Here is a 25,032-nt window from a genome sequence, read left to right on the forward strand (position 1 = left end):
CTAGGAGGATTTTATGAGTAGTATAGCTTTTTTACCCATCCAACTCAGTTATGGCATGCATATCGCTGAAGGTTTTTTACCACAGATTTGGTCACTGTTTTGGAGTATCGCATTTTTACCTTTTTTAATCCTTTCAATAAGGTATATCACAAAACAATTTAGACTAAATCCTAAAAACAGGATGCTTTATGTGCTAATGGCAGCTTTTGCCTTCACGCTTTCTTCACTTAAAATTCCATCATTAGCAGGTAGTTGCTCGCATCCAACAGGGATGGGACTTGGTGCAATAATCGTCGGACCGCTACCGATGATGGCGATAGGGACTGTTGTTTTGTTACTTCAAGCTTTGCTAATCGCTCATGGTGGACTAACAACACTTGGGGCAAATGCTTTTTCTATGGCTGTAGTAGGTCCACTTGTATCATTTGGACTCTATAAGGGACTTGAAAAAATGGGTGTTTCTCAAAAAATTAGGGTTTTTATTGCTGCATTCGTAGGAAGTTTATCCACTTACTTAGTAACAAGTATCCAGCTTGGGATAGCTTTTTCAGGAGGAAATATCATAGAGACAGTCGTGAAATTTATAGGCGTTTTTATGGTGACACAAGTGCCTATATCTTTAGCCGAGGGACTACTAACGGTAGTTGTCTTTAACCTAATGAGCGATGCACAAATGACAGACCGTATACAGACGGAAGCTAACTAGAATAATTGGAGGGGGAGACAACATGAAAAGAAATAAGAAATTACTCAATATAGGATTGCTTTTAATGGTGGTAGCATTAATCGTTATCCCCATGGTACTTAACCCAAGTGGAGAATACTCTGGCACAGATCAAAATGCACTGGGCATGATCGAAGAAGTGGCACCGAGCTATGTGCCATGGTATGAAGTACTTTGGGCACCACCTAGTGGGGAGATTGAGAGTTTAATGTTTACTATCTTTGCTTCAAGTGGTGCTGCTGTACTTGCCTATTTTATTGGCTATAAAAAGGGACAACTTGCAGTTTCAAAAGCTGAACCATCAGCTAACAACGAGGGTATGACAACACACAATTAACAAAACACTACTAAAACGTAGAATAATTAGAAAGTATGGTTACACTTAGATGATTCACATTGATGCGATTGCATATCAGAGCAGATGGAATGACAAATACAATATCACAAGAATAAGTTTGATTTTATGTTGGCTTGTGACGATGCTATTACTCAACAACTTAATATTTTACATGGGATCAATAGTCATAAGCATCTCATTGACGCTCGTTATTAGTCAATTGAATGCCATCCAGTATTTAAAAATTGTGAGGGTGCCACTTGGATTTGTATTTTTCACCTGTTTGGTCTTAGTACCATTTATAGCACATGAGATTCCTTTCGATTTTATACGTGGTTTTCAATTTGCAGGATTATGGATCGGTATATCAGAAGACAGTTTGAAACTAGCAGTTCAGACCCTCATAAGAGCGATGGCTTCTATAAATGTACTTATGTTTTTAAGTTTAACCATCCCTCTTCAGGGATTGATCAAATGGATGCGCTTTGTGCATATACCAGATGCTTTCACAGAACTTTTTATACTGACTTACCGTTTTATCTTTGTCTTAATTGGAATTGCGACAGAACTTGTATTGTCACAAGAGTTGAGATTTGGCTTCTTTGGTGTGAAAAACAGTACCAAAAGTGTCATAAGCGTTGCTTCTTCACTTTTTATAAAGGCAATGGAAAGACTCGGTGACTTAGAAGCGTCAATGGAATTAAGATTTTTTACAGATGAGAGGGAAAAATGATTGCATGTCAAGGCGTTTCATATCACTATGAGCGGACGAAAAAAGGGATTGAAAATGTTGAATTTGATACATCAGAAGGCAATATAATTGGCATTATAGGAGAGAATGGCGCTGGAAAATCCACACTTTTCAAGTGCTTACTCGGCCTATATAAACCGCAAGAAGGACAAATCACATATAAAGATAAACCCATATCATATAGCAGAAAAGGACTGGTAGAGTTAAGACAACACGTTAACATGGTGCTTCAAGATCCAGAAAGACAACTATTCTATAACGGTATCTTTGATGAAATTGCCATGGGACCGAGAAATATTGGTAAAACTGAACCAGAAGTTAAACAGATTGTCGACCAATGTATAAAGATGATTCATGGTGAAGATTTTCTCTTAACGCCAGTACAATACCTAAGTTTTGGACAGAAAAAACGTGTGAGTTTAGCAGGGATTTTGGCGCTCTCATGTGATGTACTTTTGCTTGACGAACCTGAAACTGGTCTAGATCCCATGATGCAACGTGAGATGATCACAATCATAAGACAGTTAGCAGAAGAAGGTAAAAAAGTCATCTTATCAAGTCATAACATGGAACTGATTTACGATGTGTGCGATACCGTTTACGTGATGCACCAAGGAACCATCATCTCAAAAGGGCCTACAGATGAAATTATGGAGCAAACTCATATCATGAAAAAAGCGGGCTTAGAAAGACCTTTGATGATAAAAGCAGCAGAAGCTATGGGGATAAAACCTCATACGTTGGCGATGAAAATGAAGACGGTCAATCGCAAGGAATCAATTGATACGGAGGAAAAATCATGAAAATCAATGTAATAGGCATCAACCATGACACCGCAACAGTTGCACAAAGGGAAAAGATGGCCAACCTACATTTAGATGCATCTGACATCAAAACTAATGCTGAACTATCAGAACTTTGTATATTGTCCACATGTGGACGATTTGAAATATACTTTGTCGTACCAGCTGCATCCTATCAAGATAATGCAGATCGCGTCATGGCAATTCTTAAAGCACCTTTTGGAGATGACCTTCCCGAATTTTATTGGCATACACAAGAGTTTGCCATATCGCATCTTTTAAAAGTGACATGCGGCCTTGATTCAGCCGTACTTGGTGAAGATCAAATTTTAGGACAAGTCAAAAATGCCATCAGTGATGCCAGTGAAAACGGATTTGCTTTTAAGATTCTAAACAAGGTCTTTCGAGAAGCTGTGTCGTTTGCCAAATCCATTAAGACAGAACTTAAATTATCTGAGAATCCACTGTCGTTAAGCTATATCGCCATTAAAAAAGCGGGGCAAAATGGCTATTTAACAGAGCATCACACAGTCACCATGGTTGGGCTGGGGAAGATGGGTGGACTAGCGATACAGTATCTACTAGATTCACCGGTGAAATGCGTCTATGTCGCAGTGCGTCATGCAGAAAAACTCGACGATCTTGTGTTAAATCATCCTAAAGTACGTATCAAGTCTTTTGAAGAGCGGTACGAATGCATTGAAAAAAGTCAATTAGTAGTAGCGACCACAGCAGCTCCTCACACTGTCGTCAGAAGTGATGTGATGAAACCGCCTACTACTGATACATTGATCATCGACCTTGCGATGCCAAGAGATGTAGATGCTGAAGTGGGAGACTTTGATCATGTGACACTTTGGAATGTAGATGAACTAAAAGATATTTCAGCTGAAAATTATCAAAAAAGACACGATTTAACAGGTCAAGTAATCCTAAGATTAGATGAGAAAAGTAGGCATATCATGGTGTGGATTGATCAACTTCACGTAGATCATATTTTGAAAAGCTGGCATCAAACAATAGATAATATCACTCAGGAAGCCATGAAAAGTGTAGATAGAAAGCGCTTAGCTGTGACGCTTAAAGATAGAGAAATGCTTGAAGTTCTTTTTGAATCTTCGCTAAAACAGTTAATTAAGCCACCTTTAGAGACCCTTAAAGCCATAGAAGATAAAAGCCAGAGAGAAACCTATGTTGGGATGTTAAAGGAGCTTTATCACTATGAATAATATGATCCCTGTTGCAATGAGAGTTTCAAAACTCAATGTATTAATCGTAGGATTTGGTAAAGTTGGCAAGCGAAAAGCACTTAAATATCGCGCTGCTGGTGCAAATATAACAACAGTTGATCCGAACGTCATGGATGTGGATTACCACATGGACTTTACAACATATTATAAGCACTATGGGATTCATTTTATGAAACAGCATCTGGTGATTATATGTACTGATAACCACAAAAGCAATGCTGATATTGCGCTTTGTTGTGAACAATTTGCAAAGCTATACAATCGCACAGACCAAGGTGAAGCAAGTCTATTTACAGATATGGTGACACTAGAGGATGAAAAAGCACTTATAGCAATATCGAGCCAGGAACAATCGCCTTATATCTCCAAACACTTGCGTACGATTATCAAACCCTATCTTGAAAACGATCAAGTTCAAAGCGAGATCAAGTGGTTAGCAGAGCAGACCAAAGAAGCGAAAGAAAATCACGAGACATATGATGACGTGATGAGGAGATGGAGGCTATTACATGAATCATAAAACCATAAAAGTCGGCACTCGGGGATCAAATTTAGCAGTTACCCAGACGAGCTGGGTGATTGAGACACTGAAAAATAGATTTCCAGATACTGAGATAGAGATGAAAATTATCGTCACAAAAGGCGATGAAATACAAGATATACCACTTGATAAAATCGGTGATAAAGGTCTATTTACTGCGGCTATTGAAGCACAGCTTTTAAATGGAGACATCGATTTTGCTGTTCATAGCATGAAGGACTTACCCAGTGAATTTCAAAAGGGGCTCAAGCTTTCAAAGATCCCCAAGCGAGAAGACCCAAGGGATGTATTAGTACTAAAAGATGGGATCCTGTCTTTTGATGCATTGCCGCATGGTGCGAAGATCGGCACAGGTAGTAAAAGGCGTTTATTTCAACTATTAGAGCACAGACCAGATATCGTGCCTGTCCCTATAAGGGGCAACGTTGAAACGCGCATTAAGAAGATTGTTACAGAAGGGCTTGATGGTGTGATCCTTGCAGCTGCTGGTATCCATAGACTTGGGCTTGGTCATCTTATAACAGAGTATCTTCCTATAGAGATGATGTTACCCTCACCAGCACAAGGTGCTTTGGGACTTCAGTTTAAAGAAGGCAACGAAGCAATCGAACTGATGCTTAGCGCAATAGCAAATGATCAAGATGACGTGTGTGTCCGCGCAGAGCGCAGTTTTTTAAAACATACAAACGGTGGGTGCCATGTACCTATCGGTGCATATGCGACTGAACATGGTGGACAACTTGAATTAAGTGCTGTTTTTGGAGATGAAGAGGGCAAAGTGCTTTACCGCGTAAAACAAAAGGGGACAAAGGAATTCCCCGAAGCACTTGGAAAATCTGTAGCTAAAGAGATGATGAACCATATGAATGATGATAGAGAAGAAAAGGGTTTGGTATCGCTAGTTGGTGCGGGACCAGGAGATCCAAAGCTCATCACAGTAAAGGGGATGGAGCGGCTTAAAGCATGTGATGTCGTCGTTTATGACCGACTTTCATCGCCACTGCTTTTGGATCTTGTACCACAACATGCAAAGCGAATTTACGTAGGTAAAGCGGCTGCAAATCATGCCATGCCACAAGAAGAAATCAACCAATTGCTTGTTGATTTAGCGCTTAAATATAAAAACGTCGTTAGACTAAAAGGAGGAGATCCTTATGTATTTGGAAGAGGTGGAGAAGAGGTTCTAAAGCTAAAAGAACATCAAATTCCATTTGAAGTAGTGCCAGGTATTACATCTCCTATCGCCGGATTAAGTTATGCCGGGATACCGATCACACACAGAGGTATTGTCACTTCATTTCATGTCTTCACTGGACAGTTTAAAGATGGAGAAAGTCATATAGATTATGATGCAGTGTCACGTCTTGATGGCACGTTGGTATTTCTGATGAGTATCGCGAATTTTAAAAATATCAGTAAAGCGTTAATTGATGCAGGAAAATCACCACTCACCCCAGCTGCGATAGTGTCTAGTGGTACGACACAAAGACAAAAAGTGATGACATCAACACTTGGACAGGTGCATGAATTTGAGGACATCCCATCACCTGCTTTTTTTGCAGTAGGTGAAGTTATAGGACTAAGGGAAGAACTCAGTTGGTTTGAGAAGTTACCTTTATTTAGTAAACAAATTTTAGTGACAAGAGCGACAAAACAATCCAGTACCTTAACTGAGAAATTAGTTGCACTTGGTGCAGAGGTAGCTGCACTACCTATGATTGAGATAAAAAGGGTTCAGCTAGACGATACACAATTACAAGTGTTTTCAAATTTAGCGTCATATAGCCATATATGGTTTACTAGTGAAAATGCAGTGCAGATTTTCTTTGAAACACTTCAGTCGCATGGGAAAGACAGTAGAGCGCTTTCAGATAAAAAAATACTAGCAATAGGACCTGCAACGGCAAAAGCCTTGATGGCCTATGGGATAAAAGCGGATCATATACCAAGTCAGTATACACAAGAAGGGATCATAGCACTTATGTCTACTGAGGTATCAAATAAAAGTCATATCCTTTTACCGGTGGCTAAAGACGCTCGAGAGGAACTTGAACACTATTTTGAAAAGAGCTGTCAGGTGACACGTGTAAACCTTTATCATACTGTGATGCCAGAAGTACATGTCAAAGGCAAACCTTTAGAGGGACTTGATTTTATTACATTTACCAGTGCCTCAACGGTGAATCATTTTCATGAGATGTTGGTAAAGAATGGGTGGCACTTAGCAAAAAATACTAAGCTATTGTCTATTGGACCGATTACCACAGAAACTTTGGTAAAACATGGCTACGACAATATCATTACGGCACAATCACATACCATTGATGGCATGATTACGTGCTTACAAGGAGTAAAAGATGAAGCGCTTTAGAAGATATAGGATACAAGATGCACTTCGCGTGAGTATCAGAGAGAATACACTTAAAAAAGAAGATTTAATTACGCCTGTTTTTGTAATCGAAGGCGAAAATGTCAAGACCGCGACAGAAGCGATGCCTGAACTCTACAGATATTCATTAGATAGATTGTCAGAAGAACTTGAAACGCTTCGTGGTTTAGGTCTATTTAAAATTATCCTCTTTGGTGTTCCCAAGGTCAAAGATGCTGTGGGTAGCCAAGCCTATGCAGAGGACGGCATCGTACAAGAAGCGATACGCGTTATTAAAAAATTTGATGCTAGATTTTATGTCATCACAGATATCTGTCTGTGTCAGTATACAGACCATGGGCATTGCGGTGTGATAGATCTTATGGGTGAAGTTGAGAATGATCGCTCTGTTGAGTTGATCAGTCAGATCGCTCTATCACATGCAAAAGCGGGTGCAGATATGGTCGCACCATCTGATATGATGGACGGTAGAATCGCTGGGATTAGAAACATCTTAGATGAAAATGGATATAACTATCTGCCAATTATGGCATACTCACTTAAGTACTGTTCAAATTATTATGGTCCATTTAGAGCCATTGCGGATTCAAAACCTCAGTTTGGATCAAGAGACCATTATCAGATGGACTATCACAACTCAAGAGGTGCAGGTGATGTAGCGAGAGAAGATATCGCACAAGGTGCAGATCTGGTGATGGTAAAACCAGCTATGATTTACCTTGATATCGTCAGTAAGATTAGGGAAGCCGTCAATGTGCCTGTGGTCGTTTATAACGTTAGTGGAGAATATGCACTATTATCACAGGGCATTAAAAGTGGCATGGTAAATGAAAGCATTATCTATGAAACGATGATTGGTTTTAAACGTGCTGGTGCTGATTTGATCATCACTTATTTTTCTAAAGAACTCGTTGAGAAATGGCTCTAAGAAATAGTTGTGTTTGACGCGTTAAGATAATTGATGAATTTGGAGGTTTTTATGCATAGTTACGAGAAATCAAAGTCACTTTATGATAGAGCAAAAGCAGTTATACCAGGTGGTGTCAATAGCCCTGTGAGGGCTTTTAAATCGGTTGGGAGAGAACCTATCTTTATTGAAAGTGCTAAGGACTCTACTTTAACGGATGTAGATGGTAACACGTATATTGATTTTATTGGTTCATGGGGGCCGATGATTTTAGGTCATACGCCACCATTTATGCAAGAAGATTTTAACAAAGTTATAAAACGCGGTATAAGTTACGGTGTACCTAGCCCACTTGAAGTGGAAATGGCAGAAAAACTTGTAGATGCTTATAAAGGGCTTGAACTTGTGCGTATGGTAAACTCAGGAACTGAAGCGACGATGAGCGCGATAAGAGTAGCAAGAGGCTATACAGGCCGCACGAAGATACTGAAGTTTGAGGGGTGTTATCATGGGCATTCAGATGCACTACTTGTAAAATCGGGTTCTGGAACGCTGACATATGGCGTTCCCACGTCACTTGGTGTACCAGAATCCACTGTAAAAGATACTTTAGTAGGGACTTACAATGATGTACAAGAACTTGAAAGTATTTTTAAAGCGGAAGGCGATTTGCTTTCCTGCGTGATTTTAGAGCCTGTTGCAGGGAATATGGGCGTTGTACCTGCAAGTGAAGAATTTATAAAAGCATTACGCACACTTTGTTCTAAATACGGGGTGGTACTGATCTTTGATGAAGTGATCACAGGCTTTAGACTTGCCTATGGTGGTGCTTCAGAAGTCTATGGTGTAGAACCTGATATGGTTTGTTTCGGGAAGATAATCGGAGGTGGTTTACCTGTAGGTGCATATGGTGGTAAAAGAGAGATCATGTCCATCGTATCGCCACTCGGCGGGGTATATCAAGCGGGTACATTATCGGGTAATCCCCTTGCTATGCATTGCGGGATTAAGATGTTAGACCACCTCAAAGCGAATCCTCAAATCTATATAGAACTAGAAGATAAAGCAAAATACCTTGAAAAAGAAATGAAAATGGTGATTGAAAAGCATCAATTTCCAGTAACTTTTGTAAGGTATAGATCGATGCCGTGTTTGTTCTTTAAAACTGGAGCACTTAGCAGTTATGAAGATGTGAAATCATGTGATATCGAGGCTTATGCAGCATTTTTCAGAAGTATGCTTGAAGAGGGTATACTCTTACCACCTGCTCAGTTTGAAGGTCTTTTCTTGTCTACGGCACATACACAGTGGCACCTAGATCAATATGTTGAAAAAGCTGAAGCAGCTTTGATAAAGCTATATTCATAATGCTATATTCATAAAGCTATAATTACAAAGGCATCAAAGACTAAAAAGCCCTCTCTAAGGAACTTAAAACGATTACATCATTGGATGTTTGTTTTAGTGATTTAGACGGGGCTTTTTATTAGTGTTATGGCTAGTACATATCAATAGGTATAGAACATACTCATAAAAAATAATTGTAACATTTGATGGGATTCTAACCTAAATCTAATAAAACTATTGTATAATGTGTTTAAGTTCGATAACAATCTAACATTAGGAGGATGCTATGTATCAATTTTCAAATCAACTTTACACAGATGTACGTATTGAAGAAACATTTGACACCAAAATTAGCTTCAAAAAAGAAAAACTACAAGAGCAAAAAGTGAGAAGAAATATCGGTGCCTTTATCAGGGTTTTTGATGGTGAACGTTGGTATTATAGCGCAACAACAGATATTGACCACATCCAAGAAAAGATAGATGAGCTTGCACAGATTGCAAAGCCTAATCCTGATATCTTAAACCATCCAATCGTCGCGAAGTTTGAAGTGAATAAAGATGAAAAAATGATATGTGAATCTAACAGTGTTGAGAAAATCGACATTATGGACAAGCAAAATCTTTTAAAACAGTATATTGAATTGATAAAAGATGAAACTATAATGCACCATACATCATCTTATGTGGACAATCGCACGGTAAAAACGATTTATACCTCTAAAGGAACACATGTAAAATTCGACAAACAAACTTGTGGGATAAGACTCGGCCTTGAATTGGCTTATGGCGATAAAAAAGATCAAGGGCGAGTGTCAAAAGCTGCTGTTAATTTTGAAGAACTAAGAGATGCAAAGTTATATTTTGTAGATGAGATCGCTAAAAGTGTAGACTTTGTGAAAAACGCTGAGCCAGTAGTTCCTGGTGTATATACGGTCCTTATGAGTCCACTTACAACAGGTGTTTTCACTCACGAAAGCTTTGGTCATAAAAGTGAGTCAGACTTTATGGTGGGTGACCCAACCATGAAAGAGGAATGGGCGATAGGTAAGCAAGTCGGTAGTAAAGGCTTAACGATTATAGATGATGGTAACGTAAGTGGCAATGGTTATACGCCGTATGATGATGAAGGCAATAAAGCAGATAAAACATATATTGTCACTGATGGTCGTTTGACGGGTAGACTTCATAGCACTGCAACCGCTACCGCTTTAGAAGAGGGATTAACAGGTAATGCACGTTCAATGAATTTCGAGTTTGAACCTATTGTTAGGATGACAACGACATATATAGAAAAAGGAATTCAACCCCTAGCAGAGATTATTGCAGAGATTGAACATGGGATATACATCGAAGATATTAAACACGGTTCGGGGATGTCAACTTTCACAATAGCACCTTCAAGATCCTATATGATAGAAAATGGTAAGATCACAAAGCCAGTGAAAATATCAGTAGTTACAGGAAATGTTTTTGAAACTTTAGGAGAGGTCGATGCCTTAAGCTCAGAGTTTGAACTGCTTAGTTTTGTGGGCGGAGGCTGTGGCAAGATGGAACAATGGCCGCTTCCAGTTGGATTTGGTGGTCCTTATACAAGAGTTCGTCGTCTAAATGTTCAGTAGAAATTTTACCATTGGAGGTGTAAAGTGAAAAAGGAATTTATAACCGTATTTGAAAAAGAAACAACACTTAAAATTCAAAGCGCTAAAATAGATGCAATTCGTACAAAAGACATCGTCAAAAAAGGTGTAAGGGTTTTTGAGGATGGCAAGATCGGCATATCAGGCGCAATTGGTGAAGTGGACGACCAAGTTTTAGTTGAACGCGCTACCGAGAATCTTGTAACTGATATAGAGTATCCATTTGATTTGCAAAGGGGACCTGTAGATCATAGAAATTACAATCAAACGCCTCTTACAACTGAGGCGTTGCTGTCACATACTGAAAATATCCTTAAAGAACTTAGAGAAAATTATAGTGAGTTTGATTTTTCGGAGACAGTTTCCATCAAACAGATGGGGACGCATATGTATAACTCAGAAGGCTTAGATGTTAAATATGAAGATGCTACTTTTGAACTTGGTTTAATACTCAAAGAAAAAGGCGGTCCCAATCTCTTTGATGGTTTTTTAGCATATTATGGTAGAACATTTGATGAGTCTAAGTTCTGGAATCAAAACAAAGAGATTCTAAATGCTTATAGAAATAAAGTTGAGTTACCAGTCGAAGAGAAGTTGCCTGTATTTTTCATAGGATTTGATACGTTGACAGGCTTGTTAACAAGATCACTAAACGGTGAGCTATATGCAACGGGATCATCACTTTTTAATGGAAAAATCGGAGAAAAACTATTTAACGAGAAAGTTAATATTTACCAATGGGGAAATCCAAAGCAAAAATTTAGCCCTTTCTTTGATCGAGAAGGTTGTATACTTCCAGAAGAAAAATTAGCACTTGTTGAAAATGGAAAGCTTGTCAATGTGTTTACCGATAAAAAAGTAGCGAAAATGTACAATTTGCCTCACACATCAGCAGCATCAGGAGAATACGATGGTATGCCAGCACTATCAGGAACTGCTTTGAGGCTAGATATTGACAGTGAAGATATCGTCAAAACACTTGACGGTAAAAAGGCGATTTTAGTTGTGATTTCGTCTGGTGGTGATTTTACACCGGATGGTGATTTTGCTGCACCCGTTCAAGTGAGTTTCCTTTTTGATGGAAAAAAAATACTTGGAAAACTGCCAGAATTCAATATTCAATCCAATCTATATAAAATGCTTGGAGACGATTATATCGGAACATTTGAAAATCCCCTTTATTATGGTGAAGAATCTACTATGGAAGGGTATTATATGGCGATTAGCAAATAAGACTAACAATTAATTAAAGATAAATATAAAAAACGATTACTGATGTTGAATTCTTAGACTTAAGAATCCAATCAGTAATCGTTTTATTTTAGTTTATGTTTGCTACATAATTTTAAACTTGTGGTTCATCGAGATGACGCATTTCATTGAATAAGAAGATTCCTGTAACTAAAGAAGCTGAAAAGTCAGCAACAGGTCCAGCGTACCAAACGCCATCTAAACTATATATTTGAGGTAATATGATCAGCAATGGAATTAACACAATTACTTGACGAAGTAAGCTTAAAAAGATAGCTTTAGGTGCTTTTCCAACGGCTTGAAAATAGTTTGCACTGATAATTTGAAATCCGATTACTGGTAGCATCACTAAGAAAATTCTCATGCCCTTAGTAGCAACAGCAATTAGTTCCGGGTCACTATTGAAGATTTTGATCAATGGAACCGTTAAAAATTGTGTCATCAGAAATCCAGTAGTAGAGAAACATGTACCGGCTATGATGGCAAGTTTTAGCGCTTTCTTAACACGATCAAATTGTTTTGCGCCATAATTATACCCGACAATAGGCTGTGTACCTTGGTTGAGGCCGAAAATAGGCATCAAGAAGAATATCGCAATTGCATTGATTACAGTCATTGCACCGATAGCGATATCGCCTCCATTGGCTTTTAAAGCATTGTTAGAGACAACTGTTACGATACTTGCTGCCACTTGCATAAAGAAAGGTGACATACCGATAGATAAAATACTGATAATAATATTTTTATCTAATTTAAAATTCTTACGATGAAGTTTTAAGTTACTCTTTCCATATCTAAAGTGGTAAAGCACAAGACATGTTGTCACAAACTGAGAGATGATAGTTGCAATCGCAGCCCCTCTTATACCAAGATGAAAAGCAAATATAAACACTGGATCAAGTACGATATTTGTGATTGCACCAATTAACATAGTATACATTGCATTCTTAGGGCTACCTTCAGAACGCATAACGCCTGTTAGACCAAAACCGAGTCCTTGGAAAATAGCACCTATGAGGATGACTGTTAGGTATTCGTCGGCAAAACCAATAGTGGCTTCACTTGCACCAAAGAGGTAAAGAAGTGGTGTTTTAAACGTAAGCCCTAAAATCATAGCACCTGCCATGATCAAGATAAGAAGCACAACTGCATTGCCTAAAATATGTTCAGCATCATCTTTTCGATTCTGACCAAGGCGTATAGAGATTCTTGAACCAGATCCAATTCCAACTAGCATAGAAAGTCCCATTAACAAAGTCATAATTGGAAGTGAAAGGCCAATACCAGTCATGGCTAAAGGGCCCAACCAGCCAATGTACATTCTATCGACTACATTGTAAAGTGCATTGACCAACATACCAACAATTGCTGGTAAAGAAAACTTGAAAAGCAATTTTCCTATTTTTTCTGTTCTTAATAATTCATTGTTTGACATAATTTCACCCTTATCTTTTGTAATTTACTTGAGTTGACTGTTTTTATAATTTCTTGCATTTTTTAAAAGTTTTCCGAACAATAATTCAAGCTGTACTATTTCATCATTTGAAAACCCCTCTAGCAAAGTATCATGCCATAGTAATGCTATTCCTTTTAATTCATTTTGAATAGAGAAACCAGCTTCCGTGAGTACGATACGATTGACGCGATGATCTTGTTCATCTCTTTGACGTTTGACAATGCCTTCTTTCTCTAGTTTATGAACAGAACGCGTAATTGTCGCTTTATCAACTTCAAGCGCTCGCGATAATTCATCCTGACTTGCACCATTATGTTTATATAGATAAAATATAAGTGATAATTGACCACCACCTATATCAAAATCACTTGTTTGATGTGCAAAAAAAGATTGTCCCGCTCTATTTAGGATAGATATAAGTTTTCCGAGTTGTGAAAAGTCAGAGAGTGTACCATCTTTTTTCACACCAATTTCTGGGCATGTATTTTGTTGCTTCATGATAGCTCCTTTAATAATAGTAGGGATAATAATTTGCTTATATTAGTTGCGTCGTCAACTATAATAACTCGATTTAGTTGCAGTGTCAACTAAAATAAAAGATTAACAATGATGATTGAATTTTAACAAAGATGGGTAAAATATATATAGTATGTAAATCTTATATTATATATATAAAATAACAATGAAATGAGGCTTTCTATATGAAATTAGGAAATGTAATCCTACAGCTAAGCGGCATTGATCTTGCCAGTTTAAAAGAATCAGAAATCATTGAAAAGATTAAGGCACAGTGCGTAGAGCAAGGATACGACACTGAGCAAGTGGAAAATGTTAATGTATACATTAACATTGAAGGGACTGCTGTAACGGCATACTACATATGTGATGCCTGTAACGGCGCCATCAAATTGAACTAAGAAAAGGATAAAAGGTGTCAGGTCATAGTTAGCCATTTGGCTAACTATGACCTGACACCTTTTATCCTTTTATCATTTCTTAAGAGTATTTTAATAAGTTATGGCTAAAATATGAATAGAATATAAAACGAGAGGTGAAAATATGTTACAGGTGAAAGGTATTTCCAAAGTCTATAGCAACGATAAGAAAGCTGTTGATGGACTAAATTTAGACATCAAAGAAGGCGAAATATTTGGTTTCATCGGACCCAATGGTGCGGGTAAAACAACGACGCTAAAGATGATTACTGGCATCATAGCGCCAACAGAAGGCGAAATTTTGTTAGGTGGTCACAGTATAAAAACTGATGCGGTTGAGGCTAAGAAAAACTTTACTTTCGTACCAGATCATCCGGAAATTTACGACGCAATAAAAGGCATAGACTATTTGAACTTTATGTCTGATATGTATGACGTAAACAAAGAAGACCGGAAAATGAGAATTGAAAAATATACAAAGGCATTTCAAATTGATGATGCGCTGACACAGCCGGTTAATTCCTACTCACATGGTATGCGACAAAAGTTATTAATCTGTGGTGCGCTCATACCTAACCCAAGCATCTTTATCTTAGATGAGCCACATGTTGGATTGGATCCACATTCAAATAAAATTCTTAAAGATTTGATGAAAGAGCATTGTGCTAATGGTGGTACCGTTCTTTTCTCGTCACATGTACTAGAAGTTGTTGAAAACTTATGCGATCGAGTTGCGATTATCCACAAGGGTAAATTGATTGCACTTGGAACACCTGAAGAAATCAAACAAGAAAGATCGATTTCACTTGAAGACATTTTCTTGGAGATGACAAAAGATGAATAAGTTATATGCACTTACCAAAATTCAAATAAAGGACTTCATGAGTAAGTACTCGCAACAACTTAACATGAAGAGCAAATTATTATCTAAGCTGATAATTATATTGCCACTCCTTATATTTTTGCCGGCCTACGAAATTATTAAACAAGTTTATGTTTCATTTGCTGCAATAGGTATGCCTGAATTGACGTTGACATATGTCTATGTAGCAGCGACTATACTGATCTTCATTACAGCGATACCACTTGTAATATCACTGTTTTTCTACTCAAAAGACTTAAGTCTTATAGCAACTTTACCTGTCAAAGAAGATACCATAATCTTCTCAAAAATAGCCGCTATCTATGTTTACTTACTAGGCATGGCATTGTTGCTATTTGGTACAAGTGTGGGCTTCTATGGATTATATGACGGGTTAAAACCTGTTGAGTTGCTTCTAGGTATACTTGGTATCGTATTAACCCCAGTTATGCCTATGATTTTTGCAACATTGGTCGTAATCCCATTTATGACTTTTATAGGTGGCAGAAAAAATAGAAACCTCATGGTGATTGTAGGTAATGTTTTGTTGATTGTGATCATCCTAGGAATACAGGTTTTATTTACAAGGGTTCAAATGGATCCTGCTTCGCTTCAAAATTATTTTTCAAGTTCTGATGGAATTATCGCACTTGTCGGGCATAAATTTCCACCAAGTGTCTGGCTCACAAAGATGATCACTAAATCATGGTTAGATATGCTATATTACATCTTATTAAATCTAGGGTTTATTGTTTTATTGAAGTTAACCGCGAAACATCTTTATAAAGGGGCTATGCTGAAATATAACCAGCAGACAAGCCAGGGCAACATTAACAAGAAAGGTAAAGTATCTTATAAGAGTTCATCCAAACGTGCTTTACTCATCAAGAGACATTTGGGAATCATCGTTCACAATCCAACATTCTTACTTAATACAGTGATGACGATGTTTGTCCCCATTTTATTGTTTGGAATTTATTCCTTGATGGGACTTATGACACTGGATACCTTTAAAGATCCTATGTTTAAACCTTATGCAATATACATCTTTACTGGTATAATTTCAGCACCAGTACTCATGGGGAGTTTATCAACTACAGTGATTACACGTGAGGGAAAAACATTTTGGGAAACAAGAGTACTCCCTATTTCGATCAATGAGAACCTACTTACACGGATATTATCGACATTTATTGCGAGCTTTGGTGCGAGCTTAATTCTTGCAATCGCTACTTTCTGGATTTTTCCACTTGGTCTGATTGATATTTTATTGTCAATAGCGTTTGCACTGACTGCAACATTGTGTTTTAGTACTTTAGACCTAATTATCAATATAGCTCGCCCATTTCTAAACTGGTCTAACCCAACTGCAGCTGTTAAGAACAACTTAAACGTGATGATTTCATTCTTGCCAAGACTTGCATTTGGACTAGTTGGATTTGTTCTTTTCAAGCTACTACCTAGTGTTGGAGGGCAATTTGTAATTGCAGTATTTAGTGTGATATTAATCATTGGATTTATAGCATCTTACGCTTTAGTATTTGGTAGATATAGAATGAAATTTATCAATATGGATATCTAGAATCTTATATTCAGAATTTTATGTAATTTAAAAGTTTTATATTCCTTCTTTTCAAAATATAAAAGATTTAATGTCCTCAATAAAGTGGATGTTAAATCTTTTTTTTGTTTTAAATATTAAGCCACACTTGTTCTATAAATAGAAGTCTTCAAAGTACTTCACAAAAAAACATGAAAAACATATTAAAATTAATTTACAAATACAAAAAAATTTGATATTCTGTGATTAAGTTAACAAACTAGCCTGAGCAATATATGGTGATTCCCCATCACCAAGTCATATTGATTATGCGGCATAGCAAATATTTGCTATGCCTTTTTTAATGTCTGCGGCGCTGAGAAACGCTTAGGGACAACTTGTAGAAAGTTAACTAAATAAAAATAGGGGGTAGTTATGAGTTTTGATGTTAGAAGTTGGCTAATGAATCCGTTTATATTGATGTTCATTGCCGTAATCACAGGAATGCTGTTTGGTAAAATCAAGTTTGGTAAGTTTAGCTTTGGTACTTCTGGTGCTTTGTTCACGGGTTTGCCACTTGGATGGTATATGATGAACTATGCAAAGGGCATTTCAGAGGATGATAAAGTTTATAAAGCTGCATCAACACTTGTTAAAGACGGTGTTGTAAGTAGTAGTTTCTTTACATTATTTTTGGTATTATTCGTTGTTGCAGTTGGTTTATTAGCAGCAAAAGATATTAACGTAGTTCTTAAAAAATACGGTGTAAAATTTATCGTTCTTGGATTTGTAATCACATTAATGGGAGCAGCGGCAACTTACGGAATGGCACGACTCTCAGCTGATGCAAACCCTTATGAAGTTTCTGGTGTTTACACTGGTGCATTAACAAGTTCTCCTGGACTTGCTGCTGCAATTGAAACTGCTAAAAAACACTCTACTGCTGAAGTGGCGAAGTTCGACACAATGACAGTAGAAGAAAAAGAAAAATTCCTTAGAATTTTAGATAAGGATATCGATCCTACAACGGTTTCTTCCTTATCAGATGATCAAAAAACGCAATTTGTTAAAAAAGCAGAAGCTAGTATCGGCGTAGGTCATGCGATTGGTTACCCGTTTGGTGTATTAATCGTAATTATCGCGATGAACTTCTTCCCAAAAATCTTTAGAATCGATGTTAAAAAAGAACAAGAAATATTTGCAAGAGAGATGGCAGAAGCAAAAGCTGGTAAAACTGGAAAAGAAATTCCAGAAGTAAGTTTTGATATGATCGCATTCGTACTTGCATGTCTCTTTGGTTTTACGATAGGTCTTGTCAAAATAGATCTTAGCTTCATTCACTTAGGAAACTTTAGCTTAGGTGCTACAGGTGGTGCACTTATTGGTTCATTAATCCTTGGTTATATTGGAAAGATTGGTTTCATCAATTTCCGTATGAATGCAAAAATTCTTGGTGTTATTAGAGAATTATCACTTGTATTTTTCCTTGGAATTGTTGGATTAAGATATGGTTTTGCAGTTGTTGATGCATTAGCAGGTCCTGGTGCTTACCTTGGACTTGTATCATTAGTTGTTGGTGTTGTGGCAATGATGGTAGGTTACCTTCTTGGTAGATATGTATTTAAAATTAACTGGATTATGTTATCAGGTGCAATTTGTGGTGGTATGACTTCTACTCCAGGTCTTGGCGCAGCTGTTGAAGCAGCTGGTTCTGATGATCCTGCAGCAGGATATGGCGCAACTTATCCATTTGCACTTTTGGGTATGGTTATCTTCACAATCGTACTTCATTCATTACCAATGTAATTAATTAAAAGATTGAAATCATAAATTAAAAGGTGTATATTATCTATGAATGTGTAACCAATACACTTCGTAGATAGTTACACCTTTGAGAATTTGTCAATGATCACTTAAACTAATGGTATTAGGAGGTTCTATGGAGTCGAACCATATTTTCTTAACAGGTTATGCCAAGTTGCCACAGGGCATTACTGCGAAAGAACTGTATGCCGTTATCGCTGTAGGTGTGGTAGTGGACGCCAAAACATCAGAAATTATCGATGCTGATTGCACATTAGCAACTGCACTCGCTAAACGTATTGTTAAAGATTTGCTTGTGGGTTTAAAACTCAATGAGTTAGATAAAATAGAGAAAAACTTTAAAGTACATTATTTTGGTAGTGCGCGCAAAGCAATTTTATCAGCAGTTAAAACATGTAACGAAAAATACCGTCAAATTTTAGACGGTGCAGACGAACTTATAGAAGATTAAAATAACTTGAACTAAAAACTCAAACTCAAAACATGTATCAAACTCGAAAAAAATTAGAATTTGATCTTAAATCAAATAACTTGATCTAAGCAAGCAAAATTAAATAGTATTTAGAGGGTATCATGCGATTTTACTAATAGGAATAAAATAGCCTTTTATTTCAAACGCTTAGTAATGTCAAAGCCAAATAGCCAATCTTATAGATGGTTATTTGGCTTTTTTTGTATTAAAGTCACAACTTGTTTGTGACAGAATCGGAGGGCTCGATGGCCGAAGATTTTTATTTGAATGTCAATAGCATTTGGAGGAGTATATGAGCATAGGTATGAAATCTGAGAGAATAAGAAGTGAAGCATTTTTAGCGAAAGTAATGAGCGCAGAGCAAGCTGCAAAATTTATAAACGATGGCGATGTAGTAGCAACAAGCGGTTTTACACCATCTGGTTACCCTAAAGCTGTCCCTTTAGCACTTGCTGAAAGAGCAAAAAATGGTGAGAAAGTAGAAATCACACTTATTACAGGCGCATCAGTTGGTCCGGAACTTGATGGAACACTTGCTGAAGCGGGTGTCATTAAAAGACGTTTTCCTTATCAAACAGATGGAAAAATGAGAAACAATATAAATGCTGGTAATATAAAGTATGCAGATATGCATCTTAGCCATGTACCGCAATATATTGAGTATGGTTTCTTTGGTGATATAGATGTAGCAATTATTGAAGCAATAGCAATTAATCCTGATGGTGGTATCGTACCTTCAACTTCAGTGGGCATTTCACCACAAGCGATTAGAAATGCTAAAAAAGTTATTATTGAAATCAACTCATCACAACCATTAGCACTTGAAGGTGTACATGATATCTACATTACAGAGAAACCACCTTTTAGAAAACCAATTCCTATTGAAGCAACAGCTGATCGCATCGGTACAACTTATATTCCGTGTGACCCTGATAAAATCGTTGCAATAGTAGAAACTGATATCACTGACAAAGTTAGACCACTTGGTGAAATCGATGAAGACTCTAAAAAAATCTCAAAACACATCATCAAATTCTTTGAAGGTGAAGTTGCTGCAGGTAGATTGCCAGAGAATTTATTGCCACTTCAATCAGGTGTTGGTTCAGTAGCAAATGCAGTTATGGCAGGACTTGTAGAGTCTAAATTTACGAACCTTACTTGCTACACCGAAGTTATCCAAGACTGTATGTTTGATCTAATTGATGCTGGGAAAGTAACGATGGCATCTGGTACATCATTTACACCATCTTCGGAAGGTCAAGTTAGACTATATAATAATATAGATCTTTACACAAAACACTGTGTACTTAGACCAATGGAGATTAGTAATAACCCAGAAGTTGCAAGACGTTTAGGTGTACTTTCAATGAATACTGCAATCGAGATTGATATGTATGGTCACGTAAACTCTACTAATATTATGGGCTCTAGAATGATGAATGGTATCGGTGGTTCAGGAGACTTTACTAGAAATGCTTATATCTCGATCTTTACAACAGTATCAACTGCTAAAAATGGAGATATCTCATCAATCGTACCAATGGTTTCACACGTAGACCATACTGAACACGATGTACAAGTAGTTGTCACTGAGCAAGGACTTGCAGATTTAAGAGGATTGTCTCCAAGAGAAAGAGCGAGAGCGATCATTGAAAACTGTGCACATCCAGATTATAAAGCAAAACTTACAGATTATTTAGATAGAGCAGAAGCACTACCTACAAAACATGAAAGTCATTTGTTAAACGAAGCGCTTTCATGGCATGCTAAATTTGTAGAAACTGGATCAATGAAATAAAGAGAGATATTAAAGTCAACAATGACTTCTATAAAATATATCAAAAACATGCGGCCAAGAACGAGGAGGATTTTATGTTTGATCAAAAACAAGTGAGTGTGATTAAAGAAGCAGTAGATAAACACACAACTAAGATTGAAGAAGCACTGGTTAAAAGACCAGAAAGAAAAAAAGAGTTCACAACTGGCTCAGGTGCACCTGTAAACAGATACTATACACCTGCAGATGTGTCAGAACTTGATTATATGGATGACCTTGGTTTACCAGGACAATTTCCATTTACACGTGGTGTACAACCAACGATGTACCGTGGTCAATTCTGGACAATGAGAATGTATGCAGGTTTTGCAACAGCAGAAGAATCTAACAAGCGTTATAAGTTCCTAGTAGAACAAGGATCAGGCGGCTTATCAGTAGCATTTGACCTTCCAACACAGATCGGTTACGATTCAGACCACGCACTTTCAGAAGGTGAAGTTGGTAAAGTTGGTGTTGCGATTGATTCACTTGCAGATATGGAAATCTTATTTGATGGAATTCCACTAGATAAAGTAAGTACATCAATGACGATTAACGCACCAGCATCAGTACTACTTGCAATGTATATTGCAGTAGCAGAAAAACAAGGTGTTTCATCAGAAAAATTAAGAGGTACCATTCAAAATGATATCTTAAAAGAGTATATCGCAAGAGGAACTTATATATTCCCAACAGAACCATCAATGAGACTGATCACAGATATCTTTGAGTTCTGTTCAAAAGATGTGCCACTATGGAATACAATCTCAATTTCTGGATACCATATCAGAGAAGCAGGCTCAACAGCAGCACAAGAAGTAGGTTTTACACTTGCAGATGGTATTGCATATGTAGAAGCAGCAGTAAAAGCTGGCTTAAACGTAGATGATTTTGCACCGAGATTATCATTCTTCTTCAACGCGCACAACGACTTACTTGAAGAAGTAGCAAAATACAGAGCAGCAAGAAGACTTTGGGCTAGAATTATGAAAGAAAGATTTGGCGCTACCAGTGTAAAATCTATGCAACTTAAGTTCCATACACAAACAGGTGGTTCAACACTTACAGCACAACAACCAGAAAACAACATCGTAAGAGTTGCGATTCAAACACTAGCAGCAGTACTTGGTGGCACACAAAGCTTACACACAAACTCTAAAGATGAGGCACTTGCGCTTCCAACAGAGGATTCAGTAAGAGTAGCACTTAGAACTCAACAAATCGTAGCACATGAAAGTGGTGTAACAGAAGTAGTAGATCCACTTGCAGGTTCATATTATATAGAAGCAAAAACAAAAGAAATCGAAGATGCAGCAATGGCATACATCAAAAAAATTGATGATATCGGCGGTGCAACAAAAGCAATCGATATGGGCTATATCCAGTCAGAAATCATGGATGCATCATATGACTATCAAAAGAAAGTCGAAGCTGGTGAGATCATCGTAGTAGGTATGAACAAGTACCAAATCGAAGAAGAAGCACCAAAAGGACTATTAAGAGTCGATCCTTCAGTAGGCGAGATGCAAAAACAAAAATTGGTTGAACTTCGCGCAAAACGTGATAACACAAAAGTAAACGAAACGTTAATGACGCTTAAAAAAGCATGTGAGGGAACAGATAATGTAATGCCTTACATCTTAGAAGCAGTTAAAGCGTATGCGACACTTGGAGAAGTATGTGGCGTAATGAGAGAAGTGTTTGGTGAATACCAACAAGCTGTTAAGCTTTAAGTAAAACAATAAACCGATAAATGATAAGCAATTAGCTTTAATAGGAGGACGAAGATGGATAAAATGATTAGAGTTTTGGTTGCAAAACCAGGCTTAGATGGACATGATAGAGGTGCTAAGGTTATTGCAAGAGCACTTAGAGATGCAGGTATGGAAGTTATCTACACAGGCTTAAGACAAACACCTGAGCAAATTGTAAGTGCAGCAATTCAAGAAGATGTTGACTGCGTAGCAATGAGTATCTTATCAGGCGCACATAATACACTTTTACCAAAAGTGGCTGCGATGTTAAAAGCTGAAGGCGCAGATGATATCCTTGTAATTGGTGGCGGTGTAATTCCACAAGAAGATATTCCTGGATTAAAAGAAAAAGGCATCAAAGAAATCTTTACACCAGGTACACCAACACAAGTAACAATTGATTTCATCAAAGCAAACGTTTCTGGGAAATAGACAGAAACATAGAAATAGTATTTAAAGTTTGAATGCTTCGTGGGCAGATGACACTTGCATTTGACCCACCGAAGCTTCATTATAAATGTATTTTATAATTATTTATTTATATAACGGAGGTTAATATGAAAGCACTTAAAGTGGATCATATCGGTATTGCAGTAAAAGATTTAGAAGCGTCAATTTCTTTTTATAAAGATATCCTTGGACTTGAAATGGCAGGTTCTGAAGTTGTTGAAGAACAAAAAGTAAAGGTTGCATTTTTTCCTGTAGGAGATACAGAAGTTGAACTATTAGAGTCAACATCTGAAGATGGCCCAATCGCTAAGTTTATCGAGAAAAATGGTGAAGGAATTCAACATATCGCTTTTAAAGTAGAAAACATTGAAGAAGCTATTGAATACATGCTTTCTAAAGGTATGAAGATGATAGATGAGAAACCTAGATATGGTGCTGGCGGAGCTAAAATCGCTTTCGTACATCCTAAAAGTTCTAACCGCGTATTAGTTGAACTTAGCGAAAGAAAATAATAATTGGAGGAAACCATGTCGATCAATAAATTGGAAGATTTGAGAAAAAGACGTGAAGCCATCACAGAAGGCGGCGGCGCAAAAAGAATTGCTAAACAACACGATAGTGGTAAATTGACTGCTCGTGAAAGATTGAATATTTTATTTGATGAAAATACTTTTGTTGAAATGGACGCTTTTGTAAAGCACCGTTGTACAAATTTTGGTATGGAAAAAGTAGATGCACCAGCTGAAGGCGTAATTATCGGTTATGGTAAAGTGGATGGCAGATTGGTATACGCTTATTCACAAGACTTTACTGTAGTAGGTGGTTCTTTAGGTGAGATGCATGCTGCTAAAATCTGTAAAGCAATGGACAATGCACTTAAAATGGGTGCACCAATTGTCGGCCTAAATGATTCAGGTGGTGCAAGAATTCAAGAAGCAGTTGATGCATTATCTGGATACGGTAAAATTTTCTTTAAGAACACCATCGCTTCCGGCGTTATTCCTCAAATTACAGCCATTATGGGCCCTTGTGCCGGAGGCGCGGTGTATTCACCTGCACTCACAGACTTTATTTTCATGGTAGATCAAACTTCACAAATGTTTATCACTGGCCCTCAAGTTATCAAAACCGTTACAGGTGAAGAAGTAACTGCTGAAGCGCTTGGTGGTGCAATGACACACAACTCAGTAAGTGGTGTGGCTCAATATATTGCACCTAATGATGAAGCTTGTATCCTAGAAATCAGAAGATTATTGTCATTCTTACCATCGAACAACTTAGAATCTGCGCCTGAATATTTTACAGATGAAGATTTTAACGCATTTGATGAATCGCTAAATACTATTATTCCAGATAATTCTAACAAACCATATGATATGTTTGATATCATCCGTGCACTTGTAGATAATGGCGATTATATGGAGTATCAACCATACTTCGCTAAAAATATCATTACTTGTCTAGCTAGAGTTGGCGGCAAAACAGTAGGTATTATTGCAAATCAACCAAAAGTAAATGCCGGTTGTTTAGATGTAAATGCATCTGATAAGTCTGCTCGTTTTATTAGAACTTGTGATGCGTTTAATATTCCATTATTAAACTTAGTAGATGTACCTGGGTTCTTACCTGGCACACAGCAAGAATACGGTGGAATCATCAGACACGGTGCTAAAATGTTATATGCATACAGTGAAGCAACTGTACCAAAACTTTCATTGATCATCAGAAAAGCATATGGTGGTTCATACCTAGCAATGTGTTCAAAAGACTTAGGTGCAGATCTAGTTCTTGCTTGGCCATCAGCTGAAATTGCTGTTATGGGTCCTCAAGGAGCTGCTAATATCATCTTTAGAGCAGAGATTAAAAATGCTGAAGATCAAGTTGCAACTAGAGCTAAAGTAATTCAAGAATACACTGATGAGTTTGCAACACCTTATAAAGCAGCTGAAAGAGGATTTGTGGATGATATCATCGAGCCTGCATT

23 protein-coding genes are annotated in these 25,032 nt (G+C 37.4%); 21 read left to right on the forward strand and 2 right to left on the reverse strand.

What is annotated here, in order from left to right:
• Positions 1 to 13: 13 nt before the first annotated feature.
• From QE109_RS16220 to QE109_RS16270, 11 genes are all read left to right on the forward strand, one after another.
• Positions 14 to 706 (forward strand): energy-coupling factor ABC transporter permease, encoded by a 693-nt coding sequence (locus tag QE109_RS16220; RefSeq protein ID WP_281095602.1) that lies wholly within the window; start codon positions 14 to 16, stop codon positions 704 to 706.
• Between the two features lie 22 nt (positions 707 to 728).
• A complete protein-coding gene (locus QE109_RS16225; RefSeq protein WP_281095603.1) occupies positions 729 to 1,061 on the forward strand; it encodes an energy-coupling factor ABC transporter substrate-binding protein in 333 nt (110 codons plus the stop codon).
• A 49-nt stretch (positions 1,062 to 1,110) separates the two neighbouring features.
• Entirely contained in the window at positions 1,111 to 1,794 is a 684-nt protein-coding gene (locus tag QE109_RS16230; RefSeq protein ID WP_281095604.1) for a CbiQ family ECF transporter T component, read from the forward strand.
• Entirely contained in the window at positions 1,791 to 2,615 is an 825-nt protein-coding gene (locus QE109_RS16235) for an energy-coupling factor ABC transporter ATP-binding protein (RefSeq protein WP_281095605.1), read from the forward strand. The genes QE109_RS16230 and QE109_RS16235 overlap by 4 nt, the downstream gene beginning before the upstream one ends.
• On the forward strand, positions 2,612 to 3,844 hold the full coding sequence (hemA, locus tag QE109_RS16240) for a glutamyl-tRNA reductase (protein WP_281095606.1): 1,233 nt from the start codon (positions 2,612 to 2,614) through the stop codon (positions 3,842 to 3,844). The genes QE109_RS16235 and hemA overlap by 4 nt, the downstream gene beginning before the upstream one ends.
• On the forward strand, positions 3,837 to 4,385 hold the full coding sequence (locus QE109_RS16245; protein WP_281095607.1) for a precorrin-2 dehydrogenase/sirohydrochlorin ferrochelatase family protein: 549 nt from the start codon (positions 3,837 to 3,839) through the stop codon (positions 4,383 to 4,385). The genes hemA and QE109_RS16245 overlap by 8 nt, the downstream gene beginning before the upstream one ends.
• Complete coding sequence (hemC, locus tag QE109_RS16250) at positions 4,375 to 6,777, forward strand: hydroxymethylbilane synthase (protein ID WP_281095608.1); 2,403 nt, start codon at positions 4,375 to 4,377, stop codon at positions 6,775 to 6,777. Before QE109_RS16245 ends, hemC begins: the two co-directional genes overlap by 11 nt.
• Positions 6,764 to 7,723 (forward strand): porphobilinogen synthase, encoded by a 960-nt coding sequence (gene hemB / locus QE109_RS16255; protein WP_281095609.1) that lies wholly within the window; start codon positions 6,764 to 6,766, stop codon positions 7,721 to 7,723. Before hemC ends, hemB begins: the two co-directional genes overlap by 14 nt.
• Positions 7,724 to 7,774: 51 nt before the next feature.
• Positions 7,775 to 9,070 (forward strand): glutamate-1-semialdehyde 2,1-aminomutase, encoded by a 1,296-nt coding sequence (gene hemL / locus QE109_RS16260; protein ID WP_281095610.1) that lies wholly within the window; start codon positions 7,775 to 7,777, stop codon positions 9,068 to 9,070.
• A 265-nt stretch (positions 9,071 to 9,335) separates the two neighbouring features.
• On the forward strand, positions 9,336 to 10,670 hold the full coding sequence (locus QE109_RS16265) for a TldD/PmbA family protein (RefSeq protein ID WP_281095611.1): 1,335 nt from the start codon (positions 9,336 to 9,338) through the stop codon (positions 10,668 to 10,670).
• Positions 10,671 to 10,694: 24 nt separating this feature from the next.
• The gene (locus QE109_RS16270; protein ID WP_281095612.1) at positions 10,695 to 11,921 is read left to right on the forward strand and encodes a metallopeptidase TldD-related protein; all 1,227 of its coding nucleotides are present in this window, start codon (positions 10,695 to 10,697) and stop codon (positions 11,919 to 11,921) included.
• 112 nt (positions 11,922 to 12,033) lie between these two features.
• Here QE109_RS16270 and QE109_RS16275 read toward each other — a convergent pair whose 3' ends face one another.
• Together QE109_RS16275 and QE109_RS16280 are read right to left on the reverse strand one after the other, a co-directional pair.
• Entirely contained in the window at positions 12,034 to 13,374 is a 1,341-nt protein-coding gene (locus tag QE109_RS16275; RefSeq protein ID WP_281095613.1) for an MATE family efflux transporter, read from the reverse strand.
• 24 nt (positions 13,375 to 13,398) lie between these two features.
• On the reverse strand, positions 13,399 to 13,893 hold the full coding sequence (locus QE109_RS16280) for a MarR family winged helix-turn-helix transcriptional regulator (protein WP_281095614.1): 495 nt from the start codon (positions 13,891 to 13,893) through the stop codon (positions 13,399 to 13,401).
• 203 nt (positions 13,894 to 14,096) lie between these two features.
• Here QE109_RS16280 and QE109_RS16285 point away from each other — a divergent pair, with 203 nt between their 5' ends.
• The 10 genes from QE109_RS16285 to mmdA all read left to right on the forward strand — a co-directional run.
• Positions 14,097 to 14,312, forward strand: a complete 216-nt coding sequence (locus tag QE109_RS16285; RefSeq protein ID WP_281095615.1) for a DUF6465 family protein — start codon at positions 14,097 to 14,099, stop codon at positions 14,310 to 14,312.
• Between the two features lie 142 nt (positions 14,313 to 14,454).
• Positions 14,455 to 15,174, forward strand: coding sequence for an ABC transporter ATP-binding protein (locus tag QE109_RS16290; protein WP_281095616.1), 720 nt, complete (start codon positions 14,455 to 14,457; stop codon positions 15,172 to 15,174).
• Complete coding sequence (locus tag QE109_RS16295; protein WP_281095617.1) at positions 15,167 to 16,774, forward strand: putative ABC transporter permease subunit; 1,608 nt, start codon at positions 15,167 to 15,169, stop codon at positions 16,772 to 16,774. Before QE109_RS16290 ends, QE109_RS16295 begins: the two co-directional genes overlap by 8 nt.
• Positions 16,775 to 17,167: 393 nt before the next feature.
• Entirely contained in the window at positions 17,168 to 18,538 is a 1,371-nt protein-coding gene (locus QE109_RS16300; RefSeq protein WP_281095618.1) for an aspartate-alanine antiporter-like transporter, read from the forward strand.
• Between the two features lie 133 nt (positions 18,539 to 18,671).
• Complete coding sequence (locus QE109_RS16305; RefSeq protein WP_281095619.1) at positions 18,672 to 19,007, forward strand: DUF3870 domain-containing protein; 336 nt, start codon at positions 18,672 to 18,674, stop codon at positions 19,005 to 19,007.
• 313 nt (positions 19,008 to 19,320) lie between these two features.
• Positions 19,321 to 20,826, forward strand: coding sequence for an acetyl-CoA hydrolase/transferase family protein (locus tag QE109_RS16310; RefSeq protein ID WP_281095620.1), 1,506 nt, complete (start codon positions 19,321 to 19,323; stop codon positions 20,824 to 20,826).
• Positions 20,827 to 20,900: 74 nt separating this feature from the next.
• On the forward strand, positions 20,901 to 22,577 hold the full coding sequence (locus tag QE109_RS16315; protein ID WP_281095621.1) for an acyl-CoA mutase large subunit family protein: 1,677 nt from the start codon (positions 20,901 to 20,903) through the stop codon (positions 22,575 to 22,577).
• A gap of 54 nt (positions 22,578 to 22,631) precedes the next feature.
• The gene (locus tag QE109_RS16320) at positions 22,632 to 23,030 is read left to right on the forward strand and encodes a cobalamin B12-binding domain-containing protein (RefSeq protein ID WP_281095622.1); all 399 of its coding nucleotides are present in this window, start codon (positions 22,632 to 22,634) and stop codon (positions 23,028 to 23,030) included.
• Between the two features lie 125 nt (positions 23,031 to 23,155).
• Positions 23,156 to 23,560: a methylmalonyl-CoA epimerase gene (gene mce, locus QE109_RS16325; RefSeq protein ID WP_281095623.1), complete on the forward strand. Its 405-nt coding sequence runs from the start codon at positions 23,156 to 23,158 to the stop codon at positions 23,558 to 23,560.
• A gap of 15 nt (positions 23,561 to 23,575) precedes the next feature.
• Positions 23,576 to 25,032: methylmalonyl-CoA decarboxylase subunit alpha (gene mmdA / locus QE109_RS16330; RefSeq protein WP_281095624.1), on the forward strand; the 1,457-nt coding region annotated here is incomplete at its 3' end.

The organism is Fusibacter bizertensis (assembly GCF_029914245.1).
Taxonomy (GTDB): domain Bacteria; phylum Bacillota; class Clostridia; order Peptostreptococcales; family Acidaminobacteraceae; genus Fusibacter_C; species Fusibacter_C bizertensis.